General features: G+C 48.9%; 22 protein-coding genes. 15 read left to right on the top strand and 7 right to left on the bottom strand.

Translation table 11 applies throughout. The features are described 5' to 3' along the window. Nucleotides 1–13 precede the first annotated feature (13 nt). The 10 genes from ABWV76_RS07720 (at nucleotide 14) to mnhG (ending at nucleotide 8811) form a co-directional block, all read left to right on the top strand. On the top strand, nucleotides 14–1000 hold the full coding sequence (locus ABWV76_RS07720) for a glutathione S-transferase family protein (protein WP_353375682.1): 987 nt from the start codon (nucleotides 14–16) through the stop codon (nucleotides 998–1000). Nucleotides 1001–1221: 221 nt separating this feature from the next. Next, nucleotides 1222–2127 carry a LysR family transcriptional regulator gene (locus tag ABWV76_RS07715; protein WP_353375681.1) on the top strand — a complete coding sequence of 302 codons (906 nt, stop codon included), beginning with the start codon at nucleotides 1222–1224 and terminating at the stop codon, nucleotides 2125–2127. A 91-nt stretch (nucleotides 2128–2218) separates the two neighbouring features. After that, nucleotides 2219–2914, top strand: coding sequence for a pirin family protein (locus ABWV76_RS07710; protein ID WP_353375680.1), 696 nt, complete (start codon nucleotides 2219–2221; stop codon nucleotides 2912–2914). A gap of 154 nt (nucleotides 2915–3068) precedes the next feature. Then, a complete protein-coding gene (mbhE, locus tag ABWV76_RS07705) occupies nucleotides 3069–5354 on the top strand; it encodes a hydrogen gas-evolving membrane-bound hydrogenase subunit E (RefSeq protein WP_353375679.1) in 2286 nt (761 codons plus the stop codon). Beyond that, nucleotides 5351–5770, top strand: a complete 420-nt coding sequence (locus ABWV76_RS07700; RefSeq protein WP_020414579.1) for a Na+/H+ antiporter subunit B — start codon at nucleotides 5351–5353, stop codon at nucleotides 5768–5770. The genes mbhE and ABWV76_RS07700 overlap by 4 nt, the downstream gene beginning before the upstream one ends. Nucleotide 5771: 1 nt before the next feature. Next, entirely contained in the window at nucleotides 5772–6146 is a 375-nt protein-coding gene (locus tag ABWV76_RS07695; protein WP_020414578.1) for a Na+/H+ antiporter subunit C, read from the top strand. Further along, nucleotides 6143–7666, top strand: a complete 1524-nt coding sequence (locus ABWV76_RS07690) for a Na+/H+ antiporter subunit D (protein WP_353375678.1) — start codon at nucleotides 6143–6145, stop codon at nucleotides 7664–7666. The genes ABWV76_RS07695 and ABWV76_RS07690 overlap by 4 nt, the downstream gene beginning before the upstream one ends. A gap of 2 nt (nucleotides 7667–7668) precedes the next feature. Then, nucleotides 7669–8142, top strand: coding sequence for a Na+/H+ antiporter subunit E (locus tag ABWV76_RS07685; RefSeq protein ID WP_020414576.1), 474 nt, complete (start codon nucleotides 7669–7671; stop codon nucleotides 8140–8142). After that, the gene (locus ABWV76_RS07680; RefSeq protein ID WP_020414575.1) at nucleotides 8142–8480 is read left to right on the top strand and encodes a cation:proton antiporter; all 339 of its coding nucleotides are present in this window, start codon (nucleotides 8142–8144) and stop codon (nucleotides 8478–8480) included. The genes ABWV76_RS07685 and ABWV76_RS07680 overlap by 1 nt, the downstream gene beginning before the upstream one ends. Next, a complete protein-coding gene (mnhG, locus tag ABWV76_RS07675) occupies nucleotides 8464–8811 on the top strand; it encodes a monovalent cation/H(+) antiporter subunit G (protein ID WP_282952449.1) in 348 nt (115 codons plus the stop codon). The genes ABWV76_RS07680 and mnhG overlap by 17 nt, the downstream gene beginning before the upstream one ends. Nucleotides 8812–8839: 28 nt before the next feature. Here the strand turns inward: mnhG and ABWV76_RS07670 are convergent, their stop codons facing one another. From ABWV76_RS07670 to ABWV76_RS07655, 4 genes are read right to left on the bottom strand one after another with little or no spacing between them, the layout of a single operon-like run. Further along, entirely contained in the window at nucleotides 8840–9946 is a 1107-nt protein-coding gene (locus ABWV76_RS07670; protein WP_353375677.1) for a 5-(carboxyamino)imidazole ribonucleotide synthase, read from the bottom strand. 6 nt (nucleotides 9947–9952) lie between these two features. Further along, on the bottom strand, nucleotides 9953–10444 hold the full coding sequence (gene purE / locus ABWV76_RS07665) for a 5-(carboxyamino)imidazole ribonucleotide mutase (RefSeq protein ID WP_020414572.1): 492 nt from the start codon (nucleotides 10442–10444) through the stop codon (nucleotides 9953–9955). Nucleotides 10445–10450: 6 nt separating this feature from the next. Continuing rightward, nucleotides 10451–11380, bottom strand: a complete 930-nt coding sequence (locus ABWV76_RS07660) for a sodium-dependent bicarbonate transport family permease (RefSeq protein ID WP_020414571.1) — start codon at nucleotides 11378–11380, stop codon at nucleotides 10451–10453. Between the two features lie 2 nt (nucleotides 11381–11382). Next, nucleotides 11383–11613, bottom strand: a complete 231-nt coding sequence (locus ABWV76_RS07655) for a hypothetical protein (RefSeq protein WP_020414570.1) — start codon at nucleotides 11611–11613, stop codon at nucleotides 11383–11385. Nucleotides 11614–11724: 111 nt separating this feature from the next. Between ABWV76_RS07655 and ABWV76_RS07650 the strand changes: the two genes are divergently transcribed. From ABWV76_RS07650 to ABWV76_RS07640, 3 genes are all read left to right on the top strand, one after another. Continuing rightward, nucleotides 11725–12675, top strand: coding sequence for a LysR family transcriptional regulator (locus ABWV76_RS07650; RefSeq protein ID WP_040629047.1), 951 nt, complete (start codon nucleotides 11725–11727; stop codon nucleotides 12673–12675). A gap of 268 nt (nucleotides 12676–12943) precedes the next feature. After that, nucleotides 12944–13708 (top strand): OmpW/AlkL family protein, encoded by a 765-nt coding sequence (locus ABWV76_RS07645; RefSeq protein WP_020414568.1) that lies wholly within the window; start codon nucleotides 12944–12946, stop codon nucleotides 13706–13708. A gap of 120 nt (nucleotides 13709–13828) precedes the next feature. Further along, the gene (locus ABWV76_RS07640; protein ID WP_353375676.1) at nucleotides 13829–16192 is read left to right on the top strand and encodes an autotransporter family protein; all 2364 of its coding nucleotides are present in this window, start codon (nucleotides 13829–13831) and stop codon (nucleotides 16190–16192) included. 36 nt (nucleotides 16193–16228) lie between these two features. On the opposite strand, the gene ABWV76_RS07635 is transcribed toward ABWV76_RS07640, so the two are convergent. Continuing rightward, entirely contained in the window at nucleotides 16229–17176 is a 948-nt protein-coding gene (locus ABWV76_RS07635) for a glycosyltransferase family 2 protein (RefSeq protein WP_020414567.1), read from the bottom strand. 185 nt (nucleotides 17177–17361) lie between these two features. Next, nucleotides 17362–18129, bottom strand: a complete 768-nt coding sequence (locus tag ABWV76_RS07630; RefSeq protein WP_020414566.1) for a class II aldolase/adducin family protein — start codon at nucleotides 18127–18129, stop codon at nucleotides 17362–17364. Between ABWV76_RS07630 and ABWV76_RS07625 the strand changes: the two genes are divergently transcribed. Further along, nucleotides 18113–18901 (top strand): Crp/Fnr family transcriptional regulator, encoded by a 789-nt coding sequence (locus tag ABWV76_RS07625; RefSeq protein ID WP_353375675.1) that lies wholly within the window; start codon nucleotides 18113–18115, stop codon nucleotides 18899–18901. The two genes, ABWV76_RS07630 and ABWV76_RS07625, sit on opposite strands and share 17 nt — an antisense overlap. Nucleotides 18902–18951: 50 nt before the next feature. Here ABWV76_RS07625 and ABWV76_RS07620 read toward each other — a convergent pair whose 3' ends face one another. After that, entirely contained in the window at nucleotides 18952–19863 is a 912-nt protein-coding gene (locus tag ABWV76_RS07620) for a bile acid:sodium symporter family protein (RefSeq protein ID WP_353375674.1), read from the bottom strand. A 226-nt stretch (nucleotides 19864–20089) separates the two neighbouring features. Here ABWV76_RS07620 and ABWV76_RS07615 point away from each other — a divergent pair, with 226 nt between their 5' ends. Next, nucleotides 20090–21034, top strand: coding sequence for a DUF1853 family protein (locus ABWV76_RS07615; RefSeq protein ID WP_353375673.1), 945 nt, complete (start codon nucleotides 20090–20092; stop codon nucleotides 21032–21034). The last annotated feature ends 10 nt before the right edge of the window (nucleotides 21035–21044 follow it).

The following is a 21044-nucleotide window of genomic DNA, read 5'->3' as shown; positions in this document are numbered from 1 at the left end:
TAAGAGGTACAAAATGGGACTTTTAATCAGCGGAAAATGGCAGGACCAATGGTATAACACCAGCGAGTCTGGTGGCGCCTTTGAGCGAGAGGCGGCCCAACTGCGCAACTGGATAACCATTGATGGTAGCGCAGGGCCCAGTGGAACTGGTGGCTTTAAAGCCGAGCCCGGCCGTTATCACCTCTATGTATCACTTGCTTGCCCTTGGGCCCACCGCACACTGATCTTTCGCAAGCTGAAAAAGCTGGAAGGGCATATCGGCGTATCGGTAGTAAGCCCTGATATGTTGAACTCTGGCTGGAGTTTTAATATTGAAGAAGGCAGTAGTGGCGACCCCCTATTCAGATTCGATTACCTGTATCAAATCTACACCCACAACAAAGCCAATTACAGTGGGCGCGTAACTGTGCCGGTGCTATGGGACAAACAGCAGAACTGTATTGTCAGCAATGAATCTTCAGAAATCATACGTATGTTTAACAGCGCGTTTAATCTGATTACTGGCGATCAAACAGACTTTTTCCCACGGCAAAAGCGCGATGAAATTGAGGTTATTAATCATGAGATCTACGAGAATATTAACAACGGAGTTTATCGCTGTGGCTTCGCTACCACCCAGGCCGCTTATGGGGAAGCCTACGACAAATTATTCAAATCAATGGACCATGTGGAAACACGTCTGAGCCAACAGCGCTATCTTACCGGTGATCAAATCACTGAAGCAGACTGGCGTTTGTTTACCACACTTATACGCTTTGATGCAGTCTATCATGGGCATTTTAAGTGCAACCGTCAGCGCTTGGATGACTTCCCTAATATCCGTAACTATGTGCGCGAGCTGTATCAATGGCCCGGTGTAGCTGAAACTGTAGATTTTCACCATATCAAGCGCCATTACTACTTCAGCCATACTTCGATTAACCCCACCCAGGTTGTACCGGTGGGGCCCGCTATCGATTACAGTAGCCCCCACGACCGCAGCAGGTTCCCCGTAAGATAAATCTTTAAGCCCGGCCCCACCTCAGGACTAACCCCAACCTCGGCCGCTCTGCGGCCACATTTTCTCAATCATGGGCAATGTCGTCGCCACCCATCTAAATTTTCGAACAAATCTTTCTATAATTCTGACTATCATTCGATTCTAGCGAACATTAGAGTAGCCCTTCGACAACTTATCCTGCCATAGGCATCAGGTTAAATGATCAACGGGAGAAGGCACCCATGCAGAAAACCACCCTGGAGCAATGGCGTATGTTTAAGGCTGTGGTGGATGCGGGAGGTTTCAACCAGGCCTCTTCAGTGGTGCATAAAAGCCAATCGAGTATTCACCATGCGGTAGGGAACCTGGAGACGGCACTGGGTGTAAAGCTTTTTGAAGTAACCGGGCGCAGAGTTACATTGACTGAAGCTGGCCAGCTGATGTTGCGCCGTGGAAAGTACTTACTGGATGAAGTATCCCGTATAGAGGCAATTGCGGAGTCTCTTAGCAGTGGTGTGGAATCTGAGCTGCGTATCGCTGTAGATGGTGCCTTCCCCCAGCAAGTGGTATTTAAGGCTCTCGAAAAAGTATCCGGAATATTCCCACAAACCAATATTGATATTGTCGATACCATTTTATCTGGCACTAATGAGTTGTTACAGGAAGGTGCTGTAGACCTGGGTTTATCACCAATGACAATGACCGACAATCTCAATGAAGAAATCTGTACGATTGAATTTATCGCAGTGGCATATATCAACCATCCTCTGCATCATTTCAAACGAAAGTTAAACTATGATGATTTAAAATCTTACCGACAGATTATTGTGCGGGACTCAGCCACACAAACCAGCGTCGACTCGGGGTGGCTTGGCGCTGAACAGCGCTGGACAGTAAGTAGCTTGCGTGCATCTACAGAGCTGATTTGCCAGGGAATGGGGTATGCCTGGCTACCCATGCCAATTGCCGCCCCGCTATTGGAAAACGGAATGTTAAAACGCCTTTCACTGGAAAAAGGCGCATCCCGCACAGCCAGTTTTTATTTGAATTTTAGAGATCAAGACAGCCTGGGCCCCGCTGCGCGTGAATTTATAGGGGAATTACGGTTGCTGACACTAGATATGCCCACTTCGGAAAATTCACTTTAATAGAACAGCAAATCCTTATCTATCCAATATTTCTCTGGTGCAGACTTGAATAAAATAAATAAAACCATTATTCAAGTACTTGGATCTTGTTATGTACTATTTTAGACCGGCGCAGGAACGAGGAACTGCCAATTTTGGGTGGCTCCAAAGCAAGCATTCTTTCTCCTTCGGATACTACTACGATCGCATGCATATGGGATTTTCTGCATTGAGGGTAATCAATGATGATACCGTCCGTCCCGGTGCAGGTTTTGATACTCACGGCCACAGGGATATGGAGATTATCTCCTATATCTTGGAAGGCGCTATTGAACATGTCGACAGCGAAGGGAATCGTTTTGTGGTCCCCGCCGGAGAAGTGCAAAGAATGAGTGCCGGAACAGGCATCACCCACTCAGAATATAATCACTCAACATCACAGAGATTAAAGTTCCTGCAAATTTGGATTCAACCCAACCGCCAGGGCATCAAGCCTGGGTATGAACAAAAATCAATTATTCAAACGAAGAAGCTGACTCCCCTGGTTACCCCAGATGGACGTGATGATTCACTAACCATGCAACAAGATGCCAGTTTGTATCGACTTCACTTGAAGAGTGGAGAAAGTGTGGTTCTGGATACCCGAATTCGCCCCGGATATTTACATGTGATTGAGGGGAGTGCCACTTTTAATAGCAATCATAAAATGATGGCAGGAGATGGCCTTGGACTGTTTAAAGAGGATATACAATTACAGGCCGGTATAGATGGTATAACGGCCTTGTGGTTTGATCTGCCACATCAATGAAAATTTAGTAAAATAAAGTCAACTCTTTAAATAAGGCAGTTCGAAGTAATCATCAACGGCAATATATATTTTTTCAATCAGGCGCAGTAATCGCCCTACCTGCTCTCTGGCCGATTCCCTCCTAAAATAGATCGAGGCAATTGGGGATCAATTGATGGGTGCAGTTGGCGACACGGATAGTCGCGATAGCAGGCAAGCCGAACCGGGGAGACTTATCTCCCTGCTCTCTCCCGTGCCCCCCACTATTTTGACACTGATCCTGTTGTTCTATATGTCAGATATATCTGCCGGTCGCGAAATTAGTTTTGGCGTGACCTGGGTATCTGACCTCGGTGTATCACTGCAATTTTTTATTGATGGTCTGAGCTTTCTTTTCGCCCTACTCATCAGTGGCATCGGCGTGTTTATTACAATTTATGCCGCATCTTATTTACGCGGACATATGCAACTGCGCCGTTTTTATCTGTATCTCTACCTATTTATGATCGGAATGCTGGGTCTGGTGCTTGCCGGTGATCTGATGACTTTATTTGTATTTTGGGAAATCACCACTATCGCCAGTTACCTGCTGATTGGCTTTAATAACACCAGCGCCATTGCACGCCGCTCAGCGCTACAGGCCCTATTGGTAACCACCCTTGGAGGCCTGTGTTTACTGGCCGGCTTTATACTGCTTGGTTCACTCACAGGCAGTTTCGATATGGTGCAGGTACTCGCTTCCGGGGAGACAGTACGCGCAAGTTCACTATATGTGCCAATCCTGATACTGATATTAATCGGATCTTTTGCCAAATCCGCACAACTGCCTTTCCATTTTTGGCTTCCCAATGCGATGGCAGCTCCGACCCCTGTCAGCGCCTACCTACACTCTGCAACTATGGTAAAAGCAGGCATTTATCTATTGGCGCGCCTGCATCCAGTTCTGGCACAGACAGAAACCTGGGAGTGGATTTTGACCTGTACCGGTGCGGCTACCGCAGCAGTGGCTGCATTGGCAGCTCTGCGCCAGACCGACCTGAAACTTGCCCTGGCCTACACCACCATGATCGCACTCGGTACCTTGACTATGTTCCTTGGTTCCGATGCCTCTGCTGCAGTTGCAGCCGCTATCACCTTTTTAATAGTGCACTCTTTTTATAAGGCTGCACTGTTCATGGTGGTAGGCATCATTGATAAGCAGACTGGCACCCGCAATATGATCAAACTTGGTGGGCTCGGACGTGTCATGCCTATCACTTTTTTTACCGCACTGGCCTCAGCACTTTCTATGGCAGGATTCCCACCATTTCTTGGCTTTATTGGTAAAGAATTAAAATATGAGGGAGCGCTGGCTGTGGCATCCGAACCAGCTCTCGTATCCACTGCCGCAGTATTCGCCAATGCCGTCACTGTTACCGTGGCTGGTATGGTTGCTTTAAAACCCTTTCTGGGAAAATACCCACACAACCTACCCAAAGTCCACGAGGCATCGCCTGGCTTATGGATAAGTCCACTAATTCTCAGCTTTCTGGGACTTACCTTTGGTCTTGCCCCGGATCTCGTCGGTGGGGGACTTGTTGAACCTGCATTAACTGCTGTACTGGGTATTCCAGAGAGTATCGATTTACGCCTCTGGCACGGGATTAATATTCCTCTGTTAATGAGCATATTGACCTTTGGTCTTGGGGTCACTATGTATCTGGGCTTACGCCACCTGCGGGCTTGGCTGGCATGGGATTTCAAACATGCGCCTACCAGTGCCGATCTACTGTGGGACAAGTCCCTGGAGCTGTTGAGGTCCTTTGCGGCTTTCCAGACCCGGATATTGCAAAACGGGGTTATGCGGCGTTATTTGACGGTCATTTTTGTGACCGTTTCGATATTCCTTTCCTATGCCTTGTTACGATCGGGGCAATTCCCACTGGAATACAACTGGCCGCGTCTGAACCTGAAAGAATGGGCCGCCCTTCTACTTACCGTGGGTGGAGCTTTTATGGCGGGTACAGCACGCAAACCATTAATTGCAATATGCGCTCTCGGGGCCCTGGGTGTTGGAGTTGCATTAATCTATCTGTTCTTTGGTGCTCCGGATGTAGCTATTACCCAGCTCCTGGTTGAAACCCTATATTTGGTATTGGTTGCCGCAATACTGCCTCGCCTGCCAGTATTCAGCCCCGGTAGAAAAATCCGCTTTCGCCCTAGAGATGCCCTTTTGGGTGGCATGGTCGGCCTGTTGGTGACTTTGAGTATCCTTGCCGTATTACAAACACCCTTCGATAGTCCCACCAGCGACTTCTTTGAGCAGGCCGCAGTACCCGAGGCCCATGGTCGTAATATTGTCAATGTCATCCTGGTGGACTTCCGCGCACTGGATACCTTCGGAGAAATCATCGTGGTATTTACTGCTGCCGTAGCGGCAGTAACGCTGCTGGGCCATCAATTACGGCGGGGGCCACAATGAACTCTCTGATATTGCAAACAGCAACCCGAGTGCTTGTGGCGCTCATTCTGGTTTTCTCGGTATATATGCTTTTGCGCGGCCACAATTATCCTGGAGGGGGTTTTATTGCCGGGTTAATTGCCGCTTCGGCATTTGCACTCTTTGCCATAGCCTGGGGTATGGAAGCGGCCCAGCGAGCACTGCGGGTTCCTCCCGGAAACCTGGCAATGAGTGGCGTATTGATTTCGGCACTGTCCGGTATGCTCGCAGCTTTTAAAGGAGAAGCGCCTTTCTCGGGCCAATGGTTTCAACTTATCGGCGATAAAAACTCGGGCGGTATCTCCATCAGCAATGTACTAATTTTTGATATTGGCGTTTACCTGGCGGTACTCGGCGCTGTACTCACCCTGATTTTTGCCCTGGAAGAGGCTGGTTAATATGGAGGGTCCCCTCGCACTTGTGGTTGGCATATTGATTGCCACCGGAGTCTATCTGATGCTGGCCAGGGATCTGCTGCACTACCTGTTCGGGTTAATACTCATCAGTAACGCCGCCAATCTGGCCATATTTATTACCGGTAGATTAACCCGCGCGGCTCCGGCCCTGGTTCCCAAAGGGCTGGAAGTACCGCCTATGCCTGTAGCGAACCCCCTGCCCCAGGCACTTATCCTGACTGCCATTGTAATCGGTTTTGGTCTGTTGGCCTTTGCCCTGGCACTAATCGCCCAGGCCTATAAAGTGCTGGGTACCCTTGATGTGGACTCCATGCGCATTGCGGAGCCGGTGAAGCCCAAGAGGAAAAAATCCCCTTGAGCTGGTTACTCGCCCTGCCCTTCCTGATTCCCATCTTCACCGCACTTGCCGCTTTTCCAGCGCGCGGGCGCCCTTTGCTCTGCGGCTCAATTTCTATTTGCGGCTGTGTGCTGATGCTGGGAATAGCAATCGCCATTATGATACTGGTGGAAACCGGCGGTCCGCGCGCGGCCCAAATGGGGGATTGGGCGGCTCCCTTTGGGATTACCCTGGTAGCTGATCGTCTGAGTGCAGTAATGTTGCTAATCAGTGCAATTGTAGGGCTCTGCGTTTCATTATTTTCACTCTCAGACATTGATGAAAAACGGGTGAAGCTGGGATTTCACAGCTTCTTCCAGCTTTTATTGGCAGGCGTTTGCGGAAGCTTTATTACCGGAGACCTGTTTAATTTGTATGTCTGGTTTGAGGTGATGCTAATCGCCTCATTTGCCTTGCTGGTTTTGGGGGGAGATCGTATCCAGCTGGATGGCGGTATTAAATATGTCGCGCTGAATCTTGTGTCCACCCTGCTGATGCTCACATCCATTGGTATGATTTACGGGTTGACCGGCACCCTAAATATGGCACAGCTGCATATATCCCTGGCCACGGTCGACAATCCGGTGGCTGTATCTGCCCTGGCGGTATTGTTTATCAGTGCTTTTGGGATCAAAGCAGCTATCTTTCCATTATTTTTCTGGCTGCCAGCTTCTTATCATGCTCCCCCTGTGGCAGTAACCGCTGTATTTGCCGGGCTGCTTACGAAAGTTGGAGTCTACGCGCTGATAAGAACCTTTACCCTGATTTTCCCTACAGACCTGGGCTTTACCCACAATATCCTTTTGGGGGCAGCATTACTCACCATGCTAACCGGCGTACTGGGCGCTGCCGCCCAATATGAATTTCGCAAAATCCTTGCCTTCCATATCATTAGCCAGATCGGTTTCCTGGTGCTTGGGCTGGCTCTCAACTCCCCCTTGGCACTGGCCGGATCAGTGTTTTACATGGTGCATAATATTGTTGCCAAAACTAACCTGTTCCTGATCAGCGGTACCGCCCAGCGCCTTACAGGCAGCTATGAATTGAGCGAAATCGGTGGTGTTTATCAAGCCAGCCCTCTGCTTTCTACCTTTTTCTTTATTGCCGCTTTCAGTCTTGCCGGCTTTCCTCCCCTGTCGGGTTTTTGGGCCAAACTATTGTTATTAAAAGCCAGCATGGACCAGGCGGCTTACCTTGTGGCAGCTGTTGCGCTAATTACCGGCGCTCTAACCCTATATTCCATGAGTAAGATCTGGGCAGAGGTTTTCTGGAAGGACCACCCCAAAAGCTACTGTAGCAATTTGTATGAGATACCACGTACTGAGAGATTACAGCGCCTGCTACCTGTTGCCCTATTAGCATTCATTACCTTAGGGCTGGGGCTGGTTCCAGAGCCTTTTATTGATTACTCCCTAGGGGCCGCAAATGAGCTTCTGGAACCCCGGAAATATCTGGATGCGGTTTTGGGCGAGGGTTCCGCCCAGTACACAGGAAACCACTGAGTATGCGCGTATTTTTACTCAATCTGTTATTGGCCATCAGCTGGTCCGCACTTACCGGTAATGCGACACTAACGAATTTCTGTTTTGGTTTTTTAATTGGTTACTTGGCACTGAGGGTATCCCCCAGTTTACCCGGGGGAAGTAAGTATTTTTATCGCCTGCCGCGCTTCGCCCACTTGGCCTTTTTTTTCATTCAGGAGCTGATACTGTCCAGCCTGCGTGCTGCCTATGAGGTATTTTCACCCAAACTAAAGAGCCGCCCCATGGTCGTGCGTATCCCCCTGAAAATCACTGATCGCAACCAAATTTTTATTCTCACTAATTTAATCTCGCTAACTCCGGGAACCATGGTGCTGGAAATTACCAAAGACCACTCTGAACTTTTGGTTCACACCATGTTTGTGGATGATCCGGAAGCTTTTCGCGAGGAAATTCACCAGGGTTTCGAAAAGCGGGTACGGGAGGCCTTTTCCTGATGCCAATTACTATTGCCGACATACACTCCCCCATTATTGTAGGGGCGATTAACATCTCTTCACTGATGTTACTTTTGGCCCTGGCAATGTGCTTTTTGCGAATATTTTTTGGGCCTACGTTAGCCGATAGAGTTGTTGCCCTGGATGTATTAAATATTCTCGCCGTCGCATACTGTGCACTATTGGCAATTGCTTCAGGACAGCCTGTATACCTGGATGCGGCTATTGCACTGGCACTTGTGGCATTTCTGGTCAGTGTGGCCTTCGCGCGTTTTATCGAAAAAAGTGGCAAGAAAACCGTGATTCACGAAGGGGGCGGTGGTGGTAGTTTTCGATGAGGTTTTTATTGCAGCATTGATACTGGTAGGAAGTACTTTTGGGTTCAGTGCCGCCCTGGGATTACTGCGCATGCCGGATTTTTACACTCGCATGAGTACTTCCGGTAAGGCTGCTACCCTGTGCTGTGGTCTTTTACTGGCCGGAGTGGCCACCCTGTTCCATGATACCCAGGTTACGGCACGGGCGGTGGCTGCAATCCTGTTCCTGCTACTCACGGTGCCGGTGGGCGTGCATATGATCGCACGCGCAGCCTACCGGGTTGGTACCCCTATGTGGCGGGGAGCATCAGCCCGCCCCCGTTTCAAAAATCCGAAAAGGGACCTCCGTTAACCGAAAGTCCTTTCGAGGTGTCCCTAAATTAGTGGCCCTTAGAATACAGTTCAGCGATAACTGCATCACTGCGCTGGGAAAGTCGATGGGAACAGTCATCGACAAGGATGACATGCCCCATCTTGCGTCCCTCTCTCAAGCTTTTGCCATAAAGCCATACGCCTTCATTTTTCTGCGAGGGTGATTTATTCACTCCGAGCATATTAATCATGGCAGTTGGGCTGGAGCACTGTGTATCCCCCAGCGGCATATCGAGAATGGCGCGCAGGTGGTTGGCAAATTGACTGGTCTCTGCTCCCACCAGGGTCCAGTGGCCACTGTTATGGACCCGCGGCGCTATTTCGTTAACGATCAATCCCTCAGTTGTCACGAAACATTCCAGGGTCAGCGCGCCTACATAGTCCCAGTCACGCATCAGTTTATCCAGGTAGGATTGGGCCTGACTCATTAGCTGGAAGTCATGAAACGGCGCCTTGGAAACCAGAAGAGTGCCCTGGCGATGAAGGTTTTCAGTCAGGGGATAGGTTTTTACTTCCCCGGATACAGAGCGCACTCCAACCAGGGAAACTTCACAGGAAAAATCCACCGCTGCTTCCATCACGCAAGCTTGGCTCTGAGCTTCTTCGATAGCATCTTCAAGTTGCGCCTGGTTTTTAACCCGCCATTGGTTTTTCCCATCGTAGCCATTTTCACAGCTTTTAATAAATACTGGATAGCCCAGGGTGCCAAGGGAGCGACGTAATTCATCAGCCCCCAGCGCCGGTACAAAGGACGCCACTGGAAGACCGCTCTCGGTCAGTGCTAACTTTTCCCGCAGGCGGTGCTGGGCTTTTTCAAAGATATGGGGATCGGGATAAACCGGGCAAAACTGCTGTAACTTTCGCAACAAGGCCACATCCACCTGCTCTCGCTCGGCAGTAATTACCTCTGGCCGGCCCAAGGCTTGATACAAAACCTCCCCGCTCTCATGCTCTTCAAGCTTGACCAGCTCTCCAAGCCCTTCGACACAGCTGGTGTTTTCCCCTTCCTCGGCGAGGAAGCTGAAAGTGATACCGAGGGGCTGGCCCTCCTGCGCCATCATCTGTGCCAGCTGCCCACAGCCAACTATAGCGATATGTCTGGTGCGCTCACTCACAGTGCCTTACTCCACAGACAGAGGAACTTGCTCACTTTGCTGCTCCCGCCAGGCAATCAGGCGCTGCTGCAGACCTGCATCGCTCAATGACAACATCTGTGCTGCCATCAGGCCCGCATTAAAAGCGCCGGAAGCGCCTACTGCCTGAGTGGCAACGGCAACACCCCGTGGCATCTGTACAATCGAAAGCAGGCTGTCCATACCAGTCATAAAACGGCTCTCAACAGGGACAGCAATCACCGGCAGCGGGCTCATGGCAGCAATCATGCCCGGTAAGTGCGCAGAGCCACCAGCACCAGCGATAATCACCTGGGTACCTTTTTTATGTGCCTCACTGGCAAATTCCACTAAACGCTGGGGGGTTCTGTGGGCAGAAACTACGGCGGTAGCGAAGGGGACCTCCAGCTCTGTAAGAGGCTTGGTCGCATTGGACATGGTGGCCCAATCCGAGCGCGACCCCATTACGATGGTGACTTTTTCAAAAGGCAGAGACTTCACTTGCAGTTAACTCCAGTGTTGGATGAAGGCCAGATAGACGGGGATCGCCACCAGCACGTTAAAAGGAAATGTGATTGCCAGAGACAAGGTGATCGAAACACTGGCATTAGCCTGGGGCAGAGCTACGGCCATCGCTGCAGGCACTGCGATATAGGAAGCACTGCTGCCCAACACCGCTAGCAGGAAGACGCCTCCGGCAGACAGACCGAGCAGGGAGCCGAGAACTCCCCCCGCAACGCCACCCATCAAAGGCATGAAGATGCCGAAGCTGAGCAGGAATGCGCCCTGCCCCTTTACGTCTCGGAGACGCGCCGCGGCTACCCGCCCCATCTCCAATAAGAACAGGGCGAGAACGCCGTGAAATAATTGACCAAAGAAAGGCATGACAGACGCAGTACGCTCTCCAGCCCAGGCACCAATAACAATACCGCCAAGAAGCAAGAGAACGCCCTGGTTACAGGTCAGCTCGTGAAACAGCTTGCCAGTGCCAGCGTCTTTAGCAGACTGCCTCGCCAGCAGAATGCCCACCACAATTGCAGGAACTTCCAACAAAGCGACAAACAGAGGGAAGTAAGCCTCGTATTCAATACCGCGTGAATTGAGAAGTGCAACAGCCACAGCGTAAGTCGCGACACTGACGGAACCATAATGGGCAGCTGTGGCTGCGGCATCGAGGCGGGACCACTTGCCAATCCAGTGAAGGACCGGGAAAGCCAACAGAGGTAGCAAGGCACCAAAAGCCAGAACAGCCAGTGATTGTGGTACCAGGGTAGCGGCAGAATAGGTGCTGAGTGCCGCACCACCCTTGAGGCCGATAGCCAGCAACAGAAAGATCACACAGCTTTGGTAGAGGCCAGTTGGCAGGCGCAGGTCACTGCGAACCAACTGTGCCAGTGCACCCAGCAGAAAGAAACCTACAACAATATCGAGTTGCATTTTCAGTACTTCCGACGCTGGGATCGTACTGGCTGTCGCTCCTGTCTGGCGATATCCACCCTGATTCGCCGGCGGCTTCGACTGGTAAACCAGTAACCGACGTTGGCAAGTAACACCAGGAGACCAACAGCCATGAGGGCTCCGGCTACGATACCGGCCAGTGTCAGGGTCCAGCCAACAAACATGACCAGTAATCCAACAGACGCGCCAAAATAAAGTTGTGACTTATGCATCAAAGAGGCCCCCGCTGTTTATTAAGTGGGCGCATTATCGATAGGACTATTGATAGATAAAAATAGATAATTATTATGTTATGTATCAGCAATCCTCTATACAGGTGCCTTGTGTCATCCAGCAGAGCCCACGCCCGCATCGGAACCGCACGACAATTGGAAATCCTCCTCACCGTGTTCGAGCAACGCAGCATTAGTACCGCCGCCAAAACCCTGCACCTGACCCAGCCCAGTGTGTCTATGCAACTGGCCAAGCTCTCCTCGGCAGTGGGGCTACCCCTCTACTATTCTGTCGGCAAACAAATCCACTTCACCGAAGCAGGCCTGACATTGGTGGAAAGTGCCAGAGAGATACTAAAAAGCTATGAGTACCTGGAGCTGAAACTGGCTAAACTCCGGGGCCTGGAAAGCGGTAAACTCCAACTGGCCGTTGTCACCACAGCCAAGTACTTTATCCCCCACCTAATTGGGGAGTTTTATGAACAACACCCACAGCTGGATATTCGCTTTCGTGTAGGTAATCGCCAACAAATCATTGATTATACTGGGGAGGATGCTGATGATTTTTATGTATTCAGTCATCCCCCGCAAAATCCCGATTTGGAACTGGTGGAGTTTTTACCCAACCGCTTGTTGGCTATCGCCCCAGAAAAACACCCGCTTGCAAACAGGAAAAAGATCTCCCTGAAGGAGTTTGCCAGTTGTCCTTTCCTGCGTCGGGAAGAAGGTTCCGGTACACGTCATGCAATTGAGCGCTTCCTGAGAAAAAGGGGGGTCGATCTCAATGTTCGTATGACAATTGAAAGTAATGAAGCCATAAAACATGCAGTGATGTCTGGTCTCGGCGTATCGATTCTCTCCGAGCATACACTTGCCTTTGGCGGGCGTGCCGGCCTTGCCATGCTGAATGTAGAAGAACTGCCCATTATCACTCATTGGTATCTCGCCCGGCGAAAATCCCGCCCCCTCTCTCCTGCTGCAATGGAGTTTCTGGATTATGCCCGTAACCTGGAAACTGTGCCGGAAGAAATTGGAAGCCCCAAAATACTTCAATCCAAGTAATTAACCTTCCCCAACTAAAACAGGGAGGTATCAATCTTATATTTACTGGTGTCTACAGAAGAGATTGTTATTCGTACGATCCCTGCTTTTCTATTTCCCTTAAAAGTCATGCCTTAAAGTTCGTCAAATCCCCTGCGGCCGGCCCGAATCCTGCTACTTTTGGGATACCCGCCGGCAACCTCAAATAAATCCTGGCGGAAAAATCACAACGGCAGAAAAGAAAGAAATTTCCTGCGCAAGTACAGAATTTTTATAGAGGGACATAGTGATGAAACTTAAGGGACTAAGTTGCACCGCAATTACGTTTCTTTTGACCTTTGGTGCAAACTTTTCTCATGCCCAAGAGGACTGGCGTGACATAGAGTGGGGGGACTTTATAGTTAGGTTCGGGCTCAGCTATGTTACTCCCAATGATGCAGCTACATCACTGAAATATCGAGTTCTTCAACAGTGGGATCTTTACAATACAACCTGGGAAATGGACACCGCGCAAACCTGGCAGATCTCAGGAGTTTGGCGCCCCACAGATCGTTGGGGCTTTGAACTGATGCATATTAATAACGCTTCATATGACGTAACCCTGGATAACTTCACAGGCAATCCGGGCCGTGACCAAATCCAGTTAGGAGATTTCAAGGCCTCTAGCACACTCGCTTTCGCAAACTGGTATTTCTTGGACCCTTCCTATTTCACCCGTCCCTATGTAGGAGCTGGGATTAACTATACCAATTACCATACAGTATCAATCAGCCGCCAGTTTAATGAATATCTGATAGATTCAGGCATGGCCGTTGCACCTGGATCATTTAATATGGGGCACTCTTGGGACTGGGCGCTACAGGCCGGGGTGGACTTCAATTTGGATTTTCGCCAGTTTCAGTATCCACTAATAATTAATCTTGCAGCGCTTTATTACATGTCTGATACAGATCCCACAGTGGATTTCCCCACCGAACTGGGCAGTGATCGACTTTACGCCCACTTTGATTACGATCCATGGGTAATCAATATTGGCGTGGGAACCAAGTTTTAAAAACACCTCATTAATTGCAGCTATTAGATTCACCTGTTGAATTTTACCAGTGGATCACAGCAGTCAGCCTACATGAGTCAATAGCTGTCTGCTCCCCGTATATTATTTATCGGAGTCATTGTGGTCATCAAACATAAATTAAACCAGCTGCTCATTATCTTTAAACCTCGATACCTTATTTCATACCTCTTATTATTCTTACCTTTATTATCGATCCATCCTGCTGTAGCGGAGTGCACTCCGGGAAATACCGGTTCAGATGGCCCAGATCAAATTACCTGTGATGAAGATAACGATGCTGATGACGCAGACGTTAATGCCTTGGGAGGCAATGACACCCTAAATCTAAATGGCGGCAACCTCAATAATGCCTATGGGGGATCCGGTGACGATGAAATCCATATTCTTGGGGCCATAGTGACCAACCTGGTTGATGGTGGCGATGGCGAAGATACTATTGTCTTGAACGAACGCAGTAGTGATGTTGGCACTTATCTTGGCGGTGGAGGTATTCACGGCGGTGCCGGCGATGATGATATTCAAATTCTGGACGGGTTGTCTTTCCATGTTTGGGGTGGCGATGGAAATGACAAAATCACCTTGGATGGTGGTTTTATTTTTAATTACCTGGATGCCGGCGAAGGGGACGACTATATCCACTGGGATGAGGGGCTCAGTAATGAAATTCGAGGTGGCAATGGCTCAGACACTCTGGTTATAGATTCCTACTCCTTCGAGGGCGACGCCATACTTAATGGTGGTGATGATCTCAGCGCTGAAGATGGTGATATTGATACTCTGATTTTCAAGCTGGATTATCGCGTAGATGGAACCCAGTTAGATAATTGGGAGAGGGTTGTTATCTGGGGTAGTTCTAAAATGATTTTTTCCGGCAGCCTCAACGTCGGCGGAGGCCAGGATAGCAATGGCAACCCTCTGGGATTGCACGTCAAGTGGGGAGGGCAAGCTTTTTTTGATACTGACGAATATACCGTGACTGGCAATGTTGCCAATGATGGAACTATCGATCTGGTTAATCAAAAATTCAATAAACTAACAGTAAAAAAAGATAGTAATGGTAACTATGGCCAATATATTGGCGGCAATGGCCGCCTATGGATGGATGTAATCCTTGAAGGTGATAATGCGGGAAGTGACCACCTGTTTATTGAAGGCGAAGCCAGCGGCACTACAGCAGTTACAGTTTTTAACCTTGATGGACAAGGAGCCCGCACCGAAGGTAACGGCATTAAACTAATTTCGGTATCAGAATCATCTACGGACAATGCTTTTGTGTTAAATGGTGATTATGTCACCAAGGATGACCAGCAAGCAGCTATTGGCGGAGCTTATGCTTATACCCTTCATCACAACGGAGTTTCAGGTAACAATGATGGTGACTGGTACCTGCGCTCTGTAGTAAATGACTCAAACAAATTTCCACAAGGTGGAATGACTCGCTGGCAACCCACTGCGGTATTATATGAATCCCTACCACAGATACTTCGCTCCCTGAACCTTCCCACCCCTTTACGCAGTCGTGTAGGAAACCGCTTTTGGGTGGGTAGCAGTTATAAAGATCTTCTTAATACTGATTACAGTAGTTCAGAAGAAACTGCTATCGATAGCAAAGGCCTGTGGATACGTAGTAGTGCACGTTATATTAGCGCCTCACCAAGCCAATCCACCACCTGGGCCAGCTGGGATCAAAATTATTTTCAATTGCAACTGGGAGCGGATCTACCCCTGAATGTTTCAGTCCTGGGCAGTTCGCCAGTTGCAAGTATGACCTTGCATTATGGTGATGCTAAAAATGATGTGGATTCATTCTTTGGCGATGGTGACATTGATGTCAGAAATTATGGTGTCAGCGCATACTTAACCTGGTACAGCTACCAGGGCTTATATCTGGATACGCAATTAAAACTGGACTGGTTTGACTTCGATTTTGATGCCTACGATCTACGTACTCTGCATAACAGTGGCGAAGCCTACGGTTATGCCATATCCATAGAGGGCGGATGGAGCTTCAAATTATACGATTACTATTCCATTACTCCTTTGGCCCAACTAATTTATACCTCTGAGGAAGCAGAGGATATCGAGGATACTTACGAAGTTCTCGTGAGTGATATCAATAACAATGGTCTTTTATTGCGCCTGGGTACCGCATTCGAGAAAAGAAAAAGCCAGCGCAAATCAAGCCGGAAAATGTATGGTTCGCTACCTTTGGAGCGCTTTAGCTTCTATATGACACCAAGCTTGATTTTTAATCTCGACCAGGAAACAGATTTGCTTGTTTCAGGAACCCGCCTATATCAGGAACCGGACAACTGGTTTGGTGAGCTTCGTATGGGCGCCAGTTATGAAGAGTGTGGAGATCATTGCTCAATATACTCAGAAATATTTTATTCAAGTAGCCTGGAAAATCTTGGGGATAGCTTTGTTGGTGGCCTGGAACTAGGTTTCCGCTATAAATGGTAGCAAGTACCAATTATAGCGGCTCATTATTAGCGCTTTTTATTGCAGCTTATCTAGCAATTGATATTCAGAAAATACCTTCTTTAACTTGCAATCATTGCCAGATTTCCTTTTCAGGTTTGTATTTTTTAAGCCAGATCCTTGGGCACCTGGTATTGTTAAAAACCGATCCCGCCAGTGACGGTGATCCGACACACGGACTGCCTTAGTTCCCTGCCTGATACTCATCGCCTTTAGCCAAATATCATCCGCATCAGGGCAAATTTTGAGGAATTTCTCACTATCAAACGCATCTTTATGCAAAGCATGAGGGTGATAAAGTACTCCTCCAACCCCGGTTGGGAATACCATATGGGAAGGTTTGGTATTGGAGAAGCCACACCAGCTTTCCCTCTTTAATCGCCATTTCTCATAGGGAAGTAGGTTTCCAGTCTTATCAAGGGTGATTTGATGGGCACGATGACAATGGATATATGAGGGTTCCCGTAAATAAGCCTGGTACAGCATATCAACCATGTCCGGTGGGTATAAGACATCGTCATCTACAGTAATTATTAAACTATCCGGGAACTGATTAAATGCGTAAAAGTATTTTTTATAAGAGCCAAGATCACCGTCAACAAAAAAGATCTGAAGACCTCTCTGCTGCTGCTTCAGCAACATCTCCGGCACTTTTTCATCGGGAAAATTTTCTCTGGACAACCACAGAGCTATAGCGTCAGCCTTGAGGGATTGTTGGAATAAACTTTCCACACATAAATAAACATCATGGATACGTCGACCGAAGGATGTCAACGAAACAACGATTTTATCTGGCTTATTATTTCCTACCCCTTCTTCAACACTGGTTAGAGTTTGCTGGCTCAACAGATGACTGCGAACCAGAGACTCCAACTTTAAGTTGTTATTTAAATCGTGGCTTCTGAGCCTTTTTTTCAAAAAGTATTGAAGCATGTCATGTAACCGAAAACTATTTTTTTTGACCATCAAGGTAACCAAAATATGTCACTCTTCTGGTTACCTCTTATAAAAAATAATATACATCAAGGTGTACATGAAAAATGCTCAACAGTATCAAATTTGGAACTATGGTCCATTAACATAGATAAAAGAACTGTTGATACGTACCTTAAATAGAATAACTCACTGATTCGCGGCCATATTTAGTCAACTTATTCACAATAGCCAGGATTTACCCTGTCCAGTTTGCGCAGAAGTCCCGGCCACGCCAGCAAGCCTCCCTGGCTACCTGTAACCATGTCTCCCTCACTAACGATTTTATCCACAATTTCCTGGGGAACTGGGGTCAAAGGAGGATTACCGGCGAGCGCAGCAATTTGTATTTCACAGGCACGCTGCAGGATAAACATGGCGAGGAAGGTATCTGCAATGGTGGAGGCGCAGGTTAACAGGCCATGATTACGTAGGATCATGTAGTTCGCCATACCCAGGTCAGAGACCAACCGCGCTTTCTCATCTTCACGCACGGCAATGCCTTCATAATCATGGTAGGCAATGCTCGATAGGGGAAAAAGGGATTGCTGGGAAATCGGCAACAGCCCTTCGGCATGTGCTGAAACTGCCACACCCGCAGTAGTGTGGGTATGCATAACACAGTGAGCATCCTCTCGAGCCTCGTGAATGGCACTGTGGATAGTGAATCCCGCGGGGTTCACCATCGCACCGCTGTCGTCAACCTTTTCCCCACCCAAGTCGATTTTGACCAGACTGGAAGCGGTAATTTCCTCGAAAAATACTCCAAACGGGTTAATCAGAAAGTGAGATTCGGGCCCCGGAATACGCACGGAAAGATGAGTGAAAATCGTATCATCCCAGCCGTAATGAGCGATTAGCCGGTAGGCTGCAGCCAAGTCGACACGTAATTGCCACTCTTCCTCACTGACCTTTCCCTTTAGTGAAGGCATGATTTCCAGTTGCATGATGCTCTCCTGTTTTCTTATTCGAGCCTCGATTCTGGATGAGCCTTACCGCAAAGACTGTCAATTTGTTTACACTTGGCGAATGAATACTATTGCGGCCATTTTAGATGCCTGTCCTCTGCTCTCCGGATTGCCAATTGAGGCCATGGAGCAGCTTGCGCAAGGAGCACAAGTACGGCGCTTCGGCACTGGGGATATGATTTATCCACCTGCCTCTTTACTGGAACGCCTGTCAATTATTGCCGAGGGGCAGGTACGTATTTGCTCGAGTAATATTTCAGGGCGCGAAGCCACACTTGCCATACTGGATTCCGGAGCCTGGTTTGGCGATACGGTATTTTGCCCTGGTACTCCCCGAGTATTTGGCGCCAACGCTCACAGTGACTGCACTATTGTGGATATTCAAGGCGAACAATTACGCGACTTGATGCGCCGCCATCCAGAGGCTTATCCAATAGTATTGGAACAAGTAAGCCTCCGCTTGTGGGCAGTAATGTCGATTATCCAGGACGACGTCCTGCGGGGTACCGAAGCAAGAGTTGCACGGCGCCTGTTCTTTATGGCACAGATGCATCATGGTAAGGATATTAGTGGCGCAGTGAGCTTTCGACTCACCCGTGAACTACTTGCCAACACCATGGGCATGACCCGGCAGGGAGTTCATCGCGTACTAAAAAATATTGAGTCTAAAGGGCTGATCGAGTCCTCTTACGGTCACATCAAAGTACCAGACTTAAGCCGTCTTCATGCCTATATTGAAGAACTTGATTAAATCACAGCCCGAGCAAACATTGGTTGGCCAGGCTATGACTGACAGAGTTTCTACCCAGCCTCTCCAATTTCTTCAGCCTGTTTATCACCTGCCCCTTCCATCTCCCGGGCTTTCTTGCGGCCATAAAGAGCCAGCAACATGCCCGATGGGAACATCAGGACGCCATAGACCGCAGAGGGCACCGACATTTCACTGGAGTGTAGAAGAGTCAAGGTTACCATCAGGCCAATAGTGCCATTTTTAATACCTAATTCAGTAGCTACCGCCAAGCCCTCACGGCTAGGCAAGCCACAAAGCCGGCTGGCCATTAAACCCAACAAAACACCCAGAATATTTAACAGGACTACTGAAGGCCCGGCCTGGGTCGCCAGCTCATCAATACGATCGCGCATGCCCCACACAAGCCCTACCACAAGAATCAGCAACACCAACGCACCAAAGATGCTGACAATACCCTCTGCACGGCTGGCCAAATGAGGGTTCCAGGCTCGCACCAACATCCCGATAACTACCGGCAGCAATACGATGACTGATAACATCACGACAGTTTTCGCAAACGGCAGCACTATTTCCTGCTCAGCACCGAAGTAGGTTCGCAGTGCATAGTTGGTGAAAAATGGCAGGCTGAGGGTAGTGATCAGGCTTGCAGACACAGTAAGAACAATAGACAGGGCTACATTGCCACGGGCGAGCAGGGTGAAAAGATTTGAGGTAGTGCCTCCCGGACATGCCGCGATAATAACGAGACCTACGGCAATCGCAGGGGGCAGGCTAAGAAGCCAGCACAATGCGAAAGCAACAATCGGCATCAGGAGAATCTGGGTGATAGTACCCACCACCAAACCAGCGGGTTTCACAGTTACCTGATGGAAATCCTTGGCCGTCAGGGTCATCCCTATTCCGACCATAATAATAAACAGCGCAATCGGCAGACCGATTGAGATCATGGGTCCTGATTCCACACTAGCCTCCTGAGATTATTATTATTTTGGTAACCCGGTTAGTAGGTGGCCACTTGATAGAGCGACACGCATGAAACACCTATGTAAAACCACTATTTCGAGTTACCAGATTTTATTTCGTATTTTTATTGTTTCGCTGTGCGATATTGAACCCTAGCACAGTCCACCGAAGAGTGCCGCCTCTGGTACACTGCCCAGCATTGATTTCAGGGCAGTCACACTTTTTATGTCACAGATTTTCCCTAGTGCACCAGTGGATCACTGGTCCAATTTACTATGGGCTGTGGGGAGTCCGGGTATTACTGGCTCACTTGAATCAAGTTTTTTACCCACAACATTGCCATGGTTGCCGGAGAAAAGACGAAAAAGGCTACTGGAGTATTTCGCTCAGTCACAGGTCAACAAGAAACTTTCACCGCAACTCGAGGCATTCCTGCAGCACTATAGCGAGCGCAAACCCACATCCCGATTGGGTGTGTACTTTGAGAGGCTGTGGGCCTTTGTCTTTGAACATCACCCCGACTACCAACTGCTGCACCACAACTTACCTCTGCGTATCGCTGGTAAAACATTGGGTGAACTGGACTTTGTGGTACGACACCTCCCCAGTGATACTTGCGAACACTGGGAGGTTGCAGTGAAATTTTACCTGCAGCTACCTGGCCACTTTTGGATTGGCCCTGGGCTCAGGGATCGTCTGGACATCAAGCTGAGGCGTATGGCGGAGCACCAGCTGCCATTAATCCGGCGCCCTGAGGTAGTGCACCTTCTGCAAGATCTAAATTTAAAAATTGAACAGCAGTGGACCTTGATACCCGGACGTTTGTTTTACGCATTGGAGGGCCCTGCTAAAGCCAGAGGGAAGCTATCAAAACGACAAATGCAATTCTGGTGGGCCGACCCGGATAGCTTCAACCTCTACTTAAGTACTTTCCCTCAATATCAATCTTTACGCTGGTTTTATTTACCTAAACCTACCTGGCTGGCTCCATTGCAACCGGACCTCGCTAGCGAAAGTCACTCTGATGAGCTTCCGAAGGCTTTGGACAAAGCCCCTGTTGACCGCCCTCTCTGTATTGCGGCAAAGGATAAAAGCGGGGAAGTCTGCCGCGGATTCATTGTTCCAAAACACTGGTATCCAGAGGCACTGGCAAGCCTGCCTGGCCACTGAAAACAGAGGT

The sequence above is a fragment of the Microbulbifer sp. NBRC 101763 genome (assembly GCF_040371615.1).
In the GTDB taxonomy this organism is placed as follows: domain Bacteria; phylum Pseudomonadota; class Gammaproteobacteria; order Pseudomonadales; family Cellvibrionaceae; genus Microbulbifer; species Microbulbifer variabilis.
The sequence above is the reverse complement of the archived record's forward strand: the minus strand, read 5'-3'. Positions and strand labels throughout refer to the sequence as shown.

What these genes read in the sequence shown, in the direction of transcription:
- ABWV76_RS07720 (WP_353375682.1), top strand. Translation starts at nt 14, where the DNA reads ATGGGACTTTTAATCAGCGGAAAATGGCAGGACCAATGGTATAACACC.
- ABWV76_RS07715 (WP_353375681.1), top strand. Translation starts at nt 1,222, where the DNA reads ATGCAGAAAACCACCCTGGAGCAATGGCGTATGTTTAAGGCTGTGGTG.
- ABWV76_RS07710 (WP_353375680.1), top strand. Translation starts at nt 2,219, where the DNA reads ATGTACTATTTTAGACCGGCGCAGGAACGAGGAACTGCCAATTTTGGG.
- mbhE (WP_353375679.1), top strand. Translation starts at nt 3,069, where the DNA reads ATGGGTGCAGTTGGCGACACGGATAGTCGCGATAGCAGGCAAGCCGAA.
- ABWV76_RS07700 (WP_020414579.1), top strand. Translation starts at nt 5,351, where the DNA reads ATGAACTCTCTGATATTGCAAACAGCAACCCGAGTGCTTGTGGCGCTC.
- ABWV76_RS07695 (WP_020414578.1), top strand. Translation starts at nt 5,772, where the DNA reads ATGGAGGGTCCCCTCGCACTTGTGGTTGGCATATTGATTGCCACCGGA.
- ABWV76_RS07685 (WP_020414576.1), top strand. Translation starts at nt 7,669, where the DNA reads ATGCGCGTATTTTTACTCAATCTGTTATTGGCCATCAGCTGGTCCGCA.
- ABWV76_RS07680 (WP_020414575.1), top strand. Translation starts at nt 8,142, where the DNA reads ATGCCAATTACTATTGCCGACATACACTCCCCCATTATTGTAGGGGCG.
- ABWV76_RS07660 (WP_020414571.1), bottom strand. Translation starts at nt 11,380, where the DNA reads ATGCAACTCGATATTGTTGTAGGTTTCTTTCTGCTGGGTGCACTGGCA.
- ABWV76_RS07655 (WP_020414570.1), bottom strand. Translation starts at nt 11,613, where the DNA reads ATGCATAAGTCACAACTTTATTTTGGCGCGTCTGTTGGATTACTGGTC.
- ABWV76_RS07645 (WP_020414568.1), top strand. Translation starts at nt 12,944, where the DNA reads ATGAAACTTAAGGGACTAAGTTGCACCGCAATTACGTTTCTTTTGACC.
- ABWV76_RS07635 (WP_020414567.1), bottom strand. Translation starts at nt 17,176, where the DNA reads ATGGTCAAAAAAAATAGTTTTCGGTTACATGACATGCTTCAATACTTT.
- ABWV76_RS07625 (WP_353375675.1), top strand. Translation starts at nt 18,113, where the DNA reads ATGATTTCCAGTTGCATGATGCTCTCCTGTTTTCTTATTCGAGCCTCG.
- ABWV76_RS07630 (WP_020414566.1), bottom strand. Translation starts at nt 18,129, where the DNA reads ATGCAACTGGAAATCATGCCTTCACTAAAGGGAAAGGTCAGTGAGGAA.
- ABWV76_RS07615 (WP_353375673.1), top strand. Translation starts at nt 20,090, where the DNA reads ATGTCACAGATTTTCCCTAGTGCACCAGTGGATCACTGGTCCAATTTA.